Here is a 4,852-nt window from a genome sequence, read left to right as displayed (position 1 = left end):
GGGCCAGCGGGCAAGGGCCAGCGGGCAAGGGTTAGAAGGCGAAGGTTAGAAGGCGAGGGCCTGGGCCCGGCGTTTGACCTCCCGGCCACGGTTCTCCGCCAGTGCGCGCACGGGGGTGCCGGGCAGGGTCGGGTCCTCCCGGAAGAGCCAGTCCAGCGACTCCTCGTCGGAGAAGCCGGCGTCGGAGAGCACGGTCAGCAGGCCTGACAGGCCCTTGAGCACCGCGCCGTCCTGGATGAACTCGGCCGGAACCCGCAGCACGCCCTCGAAGCGCACGGCGAGCAGTTTGCGATCCCGCACCATCTGACGCACACGCGTGATGGGCATCCCGAGCCGGTCAGCGACGTCGGGCAGGGTCAGCCACTCCACGGTCAAAGTAAACACCGGGAAACGGCTGCTGGTCATACCGGGGGTGACGGTCATACCGGCCTGACAGGTTCTCCGCCAGCGGCCACCGACTGGCTGGCCGCCTCCATCACGGCGACCACCCGCCGGGCCACCTCCGCGGTGTACTGCATGGGCCAGCCGGAGACGAGCAGGTCGGCGAGCTGGTTGTGGAAGACCGAGGTGACCGGCGCCGGCGGCAGCGGCAGCCTGGTCCGGCTGCCGTCGGCGGCGACCAGGTTCAGGTGGACGGCGGGGGTGGCGAACATCCGCTCGGCGTGCCGCCCGGGCCGTGGGCCGGGGACGACCGGCTCGGCGGGGACCTCGCTGACGATCGAGCCGGCCGTCCCGATCACATGGAACCTGGGCAGCGCGGCGGCGGCGAGATCGGAGATCGTGATCTGGGCCTCGGTACCACTGGCGAAGTGCAGCAGGATGCGGGTGTGGTCGGCGTTGCTCACGTGGTGCCATACCCGCTTGTGCGCGGTCGCCGACACCCATTCGACGGGCCCGGCGAGCAGGTCGAGGATCCAGTCCAGCGGGGCGAAGCCCCGGTCGTAGACGGCCCCGCCGCTGACCCGGGCATCGTCGTGCCAGGTCCCGGGCGGACGCGTGTAGGAGCCGTGGAACGTCTCCAGCCACAGCACGTCACCGATCGCACCCGCCCGGACCGCGCTCTGCAACGCACGATAACCAAGATCGTCCCGCTGGTCGGGATGGACGGCCAGGACGAGCCCGCGCTCGGTGGCCAGACCGGTCAGCTCGTCGACTTCCCGGGTGGTCAGGCAGAACGGGTGCTCGACCACGACGTGCTTGCCGGCCTCGAGCGCCCGCACCGCCCACTCCGTGTGGGTGTGCGTCGGAGTGGCAACGATCATCAGGTCGGTCTCGGAGTCGCTCACCAGGTCGGCCGGATTGGCGATCCGGCGGACGGCATGCTCCCCGCCGCGTCCCGGCGGGCGCGACGCGCCGTCGCAGATCGCGGCCATCTCCAGGCCTTCGGTGACGTCGACGGCCATGTGGTGGAAGGCGGCGGACTCGGCCGTCCCGAGCAGCCCCACCCGTACCGGCGGCGCGTCCCGCACGCCGAGGGCGTGGCGCAGCCAGCGCCCGATCAGACGGTGGTAGGCGGGATCGGCCAGCGTCCGGTCGCCCGAGCCGAGCGTGAGCATGCCCAGGCCCGTCGACGGGCGCCAGGTGCACACCGGATGCACCGTCAGCTCGTGACGTACCAACAGCAGCTGTTCCACGTCGTCGGCGAGCTTGTCGGGCACGACCCACTGGTCGACCGGCCGGAAGTCACCGAGCCGGGTGGTGAACTCCGCGCCGTCCGGGCCCGGCAGCAGCCACAGTTCGTGGACCGGCGTCACCCGGCCCGGCACCAGCCCGGACGCCTCCACCAGCGGGCTGTCCGGCGGCAGTGACCGCAGGGTGGGGCCGGCGAGCAGCACCGGGACGGACTGGCGGGCGCGGTCGAGCACGTCCTGCTCACTGTTGTCCAGCGGCCGGTCGATGAGGACGAGCAGCGCGTCCGCGGACCGCGCGGAAGTGGGCCCGAGCCCCGCACCCCTGAGATGGTCACCGAGTGCGCTGGCGCCGGGAAGGTTAGAGACCAGGTGAATCCGGGGCACGCAGGCACTGTAGTGAATTAGCCCATCGGCAAACCAACGGGGGTCCGGTCAGGAAACACCGGCGACAAAAAGGATCAGCTCGGGGACCGGTACCGGAGGCTCGGTACGGGAGGATCGGCGCGGCGGTGTACCCGCCCGGTCACAACCACCAACCGGCCTGCCCGTTCGCAAACGCCGCACCCACAGCCACAATGCGTGCCAGGCCGGGACGGGTAACCGATGCCTGTTACGGCATGTCGTACTGTCGGCCCTTCTCGCTCATGCTGGGACGGCTGGGATGGCTGGGACGGGCCGAGATGGGTATGGGCCCCGGGACGGGCTGGGCGCGGTACGGCCGCGGTGCCGGATTCCGGCGTCGTCCACGGGCGCTCTAAGCTGTTGACCGTGGACGCGACCGTCGCAGACCCCGTCATCGGACGGCTGCTGGACGGACGCTATACCGCGCAGGAGCGCCTCGCCGTCGGCGGTATGGCGACGGTCTACGTCGCCCACGACAACCGGCTCGACCGGCTGGTCGCCCTGAAGGTCATGCATCCCGCGTTCGCGCACGACGAGGACTACCTCCGCCGTTTCCAGCAGGAGGCCACCGCCGCCGCCCGGCTGAACACCCCGTGCGTCGTCTCCGTCCTCGACCAGGGCCGTGATCACGGGCCCAGCGGCCCGGTGATCTATCTGGTGATGGAGCTGGTGCGGGGCCAGACCCTGCGCCAGCTCATCGGCAGCCGCGGGCGGCTGGCCCCCACCGAGGCCATCGAGATCATCGAGCCGGTCCTCGAGGCGCTCGCGGCGGCCCACAACGCGGGGATCATCCACCGTGACATCAAGCCGGAGAACATCCTGCTCGGCCACGACGGCCAGGTGAAGGTCGCCGACTTCGGGCTCGCCCGCCCGCTGGACCAGGCAACCCATGCTATGACGCAGGGTGTTGTCATGGGCACTGTCGGCTATCTGGCGCCCGAGCAGGTCAGTGACGGCTCCGCCAGCCCCCGCAGCGACGTCTACGCCGCCGGGGTCGTCCTCTACGAGATGCTCACCGGGGTGCTGCCCCACACCGGCAGCACCCCGATGTCCGTGGCCTACCAGTCGGTGCACGGCGAGGTCCCCGCACCGTCGGCGGCCGCGGAGGGCATCCCGGCCGAGCTGGACACGCTGGTGCTGCACGCCACCGCGCGTGACCTGGACATGCGCCCCGCCGACGGCAGCGCCATGCTCGGCGAGCTGCACCGCGTCCTGCCCTCCCTGCCGGCACCGGCGCCGGCGCCGGCCGCGGGTGCCGGGCACGCCGCGACGGCACCCGGCAGTGGGGTGCGCGGCGCCCGGGGCGCCCATGGTGGCGGCGCCCGTCGGCGCAGCCGCCCCCGGGCGACCGCCGGTTTCGCCCTGGGTGGCCGGCTGGCGCCCGACTGGCGCCACCGGTTCCTGCCGCGCCGGCCCCGCGGCCGCAGACCGCTGGTGGCGGTCGTGATCGCGGCTGTCGTCCTGCTCTGCGGGATCGTCGTGTCCAGGGCGTTGTCCGGGCCGGGCACGACGCCGATCCCCCCGCTGGTAGGCCTCGACCAGTCCGTGGCGGTACAGGCGCTGACCGACGCCGGGTTCGCCGTGGCCTACGACGAGGCCGCCACCAGCGACACCATCCCCGCCGGGAAGGTCATGACGCAGGAGCCGGCCAGCGCCGTCAGGGCGGCGCGCGGCAGCCCCGTGCGGATACGCCTGAGCCTGGGCCGGGCGAAGGTCCGGGTGCCGGACGTCGCCACCCTGTCGGTGGCGGAGGCCCAGGCCCGGCTGACCCGCCAGCAGCTCAACCTCTCCGCGACGCCACGCACGGAGGCCAACGACACGATCCCGGCCGGCAACGTGATCAGGACGGAGCCCGCCGTCAACACCGAGCTCGCCGCCGGCGCCCAGGTGACGCTGATCGTCAGTTCCGGTCCAGCCATGGTGACCGTCCCCAATGTGATCAACATGCCCATCGCCACGGCCCAGTCCCAGCTCGGCGCCCTCGGCCTGAAGGTGACACGGCTCGACATCAACGACGGGACGGTGCAGAGCGGAAACGTCATCCGCACCTCCCCCGACCCGGGGCAGCCAGTCGCCCGCGGCTCGGTGGTGACAGTGCTGGTGTCCAAAGGACCGCTGGACGACGAGGACCGCGGCGACCTGGTCGAGGTACCCGACGTCACCGGCCAGAAATATCAGAACGCGGCTCGCGAACTGCAGCGCCACGGGCTGCGGGCCGAGCGCAACGGCTTCATCTTCTTCGACAACTCGGTGGTCAGTAGCATGGATCCGCCCCCTGGCAGCAAGGTCAAGCGAGGTACCAAGGTGACCCTCACTGTCGAATAGCTCCGGTAATCGCCGCCCGGCTGTTCCAGGGGGGCATTTTTCCCGGCATACTTCGACTGTCCGGACGAATCACCCTCGGGCATGGGGCGGGATACGTGCCCGGACGGGGTGTCCCTGGTCATCATGGGGGCCGACGGTGTATCCGGGTGGTAGCGACCCCCGGTCGGCACACCGTACAGGGGGAAACAGGGGGGACTCCGGTGGGAGCACTGCTCACGGGGCGACGAGTCACGGGGCGACGAGCCAAGCGTTTCGACCGGCTGGTCGACAGCGGGTCGCCGGCCGCTCACCCGGGTGACCGCGAGCGGCTGGCCGTGGTCGCGGCGCTGCGTGCCCGCGAAACGGTGTCGTCACGTCCCGAGTTCCGTACGGCGCTGCGCGCCCAGCTGCTCGCCGAGAGCCTGACCACCGGGCTGTCGCGGACCGCCACCGATATCGCGCCGGCTATCGCGCCGACAGCTGTCTCGCCGGTGCCGGGCGCCACGGCCCCCGAT

4 protein-coding genes are annotated in these 4,852 nt (G+C 71.7%); 2 read left to right on the top strand and 2 right to left on the bottom strand.

Annotation, left to right across the window (positions count from 1 at the left end; all coding sequences use genetic code 11):
• Window positions 1–45: 45 nt before the first annotated feature.
• Window positions 46–423 carry an Rv2175c family DNA-binding protein gene (locus tag AC5LSR_RS22295; RefSeq protein ID WP_250284315.1) on the bottom strand — a complete coding sequence of 126 codons (378 nt, stop codon included), beginning with the start codon at window positions 421–423 and terminating at the stop codon, window positions 46–48.
• Window positions 420–2,015: a Gfo/Idh/MocA family protein gene (locus tag AC5LSR_RS22290; RefSeq protein ID WP_250291972.1), complete on the bottom strand. Its 1,596-nt coding sequence runs from the start codon at window positions 2,013–2,015 to the stop codon at window positions 420–422. Before AC5LSR_RS22290 ends, AC5LSR_RS22295 begins: the two co-directional genes overlap by 4 nt.
• Before the next feature lie 384 nt (window positions 2,016–2,399).
• Between AC5LSR_RS22290 and pknB the strand changes: the two genes are divergently transcribed.
• Complete coding sequence (gene pknB / locus AC5LSR_RS22285; RefSeq protein ID WP_493464596.1) at window positions 2,400–4,358, top strand: Stk1 family PASTA domain-containing Ser/Thr kinase; 1,959 nt, start codon at window positions 2,400–2,402, stop codon at window positions 4,356–4,358.
• A 200-nt stretch (window positions 4,359–4,558) separates the two neighbouring features.
• The coding region (locus AC5LSR_RS22280) for a hypothetical protein (RefSeq protein ID WP_493468951.1) at window positions 4,559–4,852 on the top strand (294 nt) is incomplete at its 3' end.

It is taken from the genome of Protofrankia sp. CiP1_Cm_nod4, assembly GCF_982290645.1.
This window is presented reverse-complemented; position numbering and strand designations above follow the sequence as displayed.

Excerpts from the sequence above, each read along its gene's own strand:
- AC5LSR_RS22295 (WP_250284315.1), bottom strand. The coding sequence starts at position 423 with ATGACCGTCACCCCCGGTATGACCAGCAGCCGTTTCCCGGTGTTTACT.